This is a genomic window from Paenibacillus puerhi, from assembly GCF_009846885.1.
In the GTDB taxonomy this organism is placed as follows: domain Bacteria; phylum Bacillota; class Bacilli; order Paenibacillales; family NBRC-103111; genus Paenibacillus_G; species Paenibacillus_G puerhi.
The window spans coordinates 1-3,422 of sequence record NZ_WUWM01000072.1; the positions used below are offsets into that span (position 1 = coordinate 1).

A 3,422-nucleotide genomic window follows, 5' to 3' on the forward strand; every position below is an offset into this window, starting at 1 on the left:
TGGATCCTTTTCGGTGGATTATGGACAGTACTACCTGCCATTCCATTGTAAAGGATCTTTTTTCTGTTCAGATATTTAAATGATAGAAGATTGTGAAGATTCAGAGAAAATTAATGCAACGCTAGTGAGTTATTATAAATTTTTTAGTGTTAAGCTTAGTCCTATTCATTAAATTTTATAGATAGCTTCTCGATATGTATACGGGAAGATTTTCCCTATTACAAAGTTAGCTAGCTAAGCTGGCTAACTCATTTAATTACAAATAATGCTGGGGCTATTGCTGGTGCAGTTACTAATTCAGCAGTGCTTCTGCAGGTGGTGGGATAGCGGCCTTTGGTCAATTGTTAGGAAGAATTTTAAAGGCAATAATACCATACTAGAGAGGAGGGAATCGGATGGATACTTATTACTTTAGTTTAGTGTTGCAGGATAGCATTGAGTCGATAAGTTTAATTGCGGAGAACGAGAGTATCAAGTCGGGGCAGCTATTGGTAACAAAGCTACAACGTGAAGTGCCTACAATTATGTCTACCTCTCACTCCTTTGATTGCCATAGTAATGAAAGCTACCTTTACTTACATTTTACCGGAAAAGTTAAATCACTTGATCCCAATTTGATAGATAGTAAGAACGGGGAAATTTGGAAGTGTATTTTTTCTCATAGTGCACTTACAGTTTTTCACGAAGATTCGGATAAAGATGAAAAACAGATGACAGTTTATTATCGCAGTGAGCCTGAAAGCTATGTCAATTCCCTTAGAGAATTAGCAAGGAAGCTATAATTTATACTAGACCACAATGCGACCCCGCGTTGTGGTTCTTTTACTTCATGCTACGGCAACGAAAAAACTGCATTATATGCTACGGCTCTATCGCTGATAGCGGAAGATGGCGATATGAGCCGAGATTTCCAAGACAAGCGTTCATCGTCAAAGGATTTATCCGTAATATCCTCTTCTACAATCGTGTGAATTCACTCGTGTGGAGAGAGGAATCGAAAGTCTGATGAAACTGCTAGGCTTCCAACTAGAAACAATGACAGGTATAGAGTTGGTTATAGCGGCGGAGATTGGCGGATAGAACGGGCGGCACGGTCTGAAAGAACTTAACCTTCATCACCCTCGGATGATTATCCTCTAATGGTTAAAGATTGTGACTGTCAAGCAGGGTCTGGACCGAACCGTATCTTATACCTACAATGCAGATGGCCAGTTGTGGGAACGTACCGAGAATGGGCAGACCACTCGCTATTACTGGGATGGAGATCAGATCATAGCAGAGGCAGCAGTAAAGAATGGTGACGTAACGCTGACAGCTAGATATATTCGAGGAAGGGGGCTCATAGCCAGAGAGGATTCCCGGGGAAAGGACTACTATATTCATAATGCCCATGGAGACGTAGTGGAGCTGCGTGATCGTACGGGGGCAAGGCTGAATTCTTATTCCTATGACATCTGGGGGAATCCGAAGCAGCAGATCGAGCAGGTGTCCCAGCCTTTTAGATACAGTGGAGAAATGTGGGACAATGCGACGCATCTCCAATATCTGCGAGCGCGTTGGTACGATCCAAGTATGCATAGGTTTATTAATGAGGATACGTATGAAGGGGATATTACGAATCCGCTGACGTTGAATCTTTATACTTACGTTTATAACAATCCGTTGAGGTATACCGATCCGAGCGGACATTGTGGGATAAGTAATAGTGAGGGTGCTAATTATTGCAGGCAGATAGTTAGCCGCGCTGAACATTATATTAAGTTGGCAACAGATAGTGTCTACAGGGGGTCAATGGCAGTTGCCGAGTTTGCAGTTCTGGATGATGTGAATACGCTACTTGATTCTGAATCTTCTGTTGTTGATAAGACTTTGTCAGGATTAGGATTTGTGCCAGTTGGAAAAGTATATAAGGGTGGGAAGTATCTCATAAGCTTAGCCAATAAGTACAAAACTATTTCTAGGGAAGTAGAAATAACTGAAAATTCTATTCGTGCATTAAAGAATGTGCCATGCAATTGCTTTACAGTTGGAACCAAGGTTCAAACAGACGAAGGGGAGAAGAATATCGAAGACATTGAAGTCGGAGATAAGGTTCTCGCCAAGTCTGAATATGATTCGAATGGAGAATTGGCATATAAAGAAGTAACTGCTTTATACCGTAACCAACGTGATGATACTATTAAGTTGCATGTTGGGGAGCAAATCATCGAGACAACAGATAACCATCCGTTTTGGGTTGAAGGCAAAGGGTGGGTCTTCGCTGATGAACTTCAAGTAGGCGATAAACTTCAAAAGGCAGACGGAAGCAATCTAACAATTGACAAGGTTGAGTTCGTTAAACTGGATAAGCCGGTTACGGTTTATAACTTACGGTTGCTGACTACCATACGTATTATGTAACGGATATTGGAATTTGGGTGCATAATACGAATTGTATTAAAACAGGAGACAAAACTCCCGGTGGTCATTCATTTAGCGAACATGGCGCTCAACGTGCGAACGAAAGAGGATTTACTCCTCAAGCAATCGATAACATTATCAATAACAACAAAAAGAATAGAAAAAGTAAGGTTGATGACCAAGGGCGGAAAACCTGGGAATATACAGACTCCCGTGGTAACAAGATTGTAACCAACGAAAGTGGAGGAATTGTTTCTGTACATTCCCCTGCCGAGGGTGGTGTGTATATTCCGAAACCCCAAAAATGATGCTACGGAGTTGATAAAGAGAAATGAATAAAGATGTTTTGCTAGAACTATCAAAAACGTTAAATACAGAATATGAAATAGGAGTTTGGTCTGAGACAACTGACTTTTTTGAGAGGCAAGATAATATAGCTGACTTTTCAGTTAAGTTTAATGAAAATCAATTCAACATTGTGATTAAACTAAAAGAGTTTAGCTTAAACGCGACAAAAACCATGTTTGCTTCATTGGTAAGGTTTGTTGAGTATAAATCAACATTCTATGTCAGGGAAGATAAAGAAAGTTCAATCGAGTACTACCTACTCTCTTCGACTGACAATAAAAAGGCATTTTTGTTTCATATTGTTTTTCAATAAGTTTACGACCTTGGGGGCGACAAACTCCAAGGTCTTTCTTTTACCCCCCATCCCCTGCCGAATGAATTGGGCGGCTACGTCCAAAAGAACTTAACCCCTCATCACCCCCGTATGATATTTCCCCTCATATGCCTGTACGCACATGCAATGCTTGAATTTATACCCTAAATAACCGTATTCCATTGCGTTGGACAGGTCGATTATGGTCAGATACCACCATGATTGACCTGTTTTTTGGTAAGCGTCTAATAACCAGGTGTATTGAAAAAGAAAAGCCCATGGTTCATGAGAATCCATAGGCTTTGCGTTATGTACAATGTTGCCTAACTGCTGGACTCCATGGAAGGTGCTCATCAAGCAA

Annotated in this window: 5 protein-coding genes; 4 read left to right on the forward strand and 1 reads right to left on the reverse strand. The window is 40.8% G+C overall.

The features are described 5' to 3' along the window. Window positions 1-395: 395 nt before the first annotated feature. From GSF01_RS28905 to GSF01_RS28915, 4 genes are all read left to right on the forward strand, one after another. A complete protein-coding gene (locus tag GSF01_RS28905; protein ID WP_159888727.1) occupies window positions 396-782 on the forward strand; it encodes a hypothetical protein in 387 nt (128 codons plus the stop codon). A gap of 430 nt (window positions 783-1,212) precedes the next feature. After that, complete coding sequence (locus GSF01_RS28910) at window positions 1,213-2,400, forward strand: polymorphic toxin-type HINT domain-containing protein (protein ID WP_235941793.1); 1,188 nt, start codon at window positions 1,213-1,215, stop codon at window positions 2,398-2,400. A gap of 17 nt (window positions 2,401-2,417) precedes the next feature. After that, window positions 2,418-2,708 carry a hypothetical protein gene (locus tag GSF01_RS29985; protein WP_235941794.1) on the forward strand — a complete coding sequence of 97 codons (291 nt, stop codon included), beginning with the start codon at window positions 2,418-2,420 and terminating at the stop codon, window positions 2,706-2,708. A 23-nt stretch (window positions 2,709-2,731) separates the two neighbouring features. After that, window positions 2,732-3,061: a hypothetical protein gene (locus GSF01_RS28915; RefSeq protein ID WP_159888728.1), complete on the forward strand. Its 330-nt coding sequence runs from the start codon at window positions 2,732-2,734 to the stop codon at window positions 3,059-3,061. 90 nt (window positions 3,062-3,151) lie between these two features. Here GSF01_RS28915 and GSF01_RS29990 read toward each other — a convergent pair. Then, on the reverse strand, window positions 3,152-3,422 hold a 271-nt coding region (locus GSF01_RS29990), incomplete at its 5' end, for a hypothetical protein (RefSeq protein WP_235941795.1).

What these genes read in the sequence shown, in the direction of transcription:
- GSF01_RS28915 (WP_159888728.1), top strand. Translation starts at nt 2,732, where the DNA reads ATGAATAAAGATGTTTTGCTAGAACTATCAAAAACGTTAAATACAGAA.
- GSF01_RS28905 (WP_159888727.1), top strand. Translation starts at nt 396, where the DNA reads ATGGATACTTATTACTTTAGTTTAGTGTTGCAGGATAGCATTGAGTCG.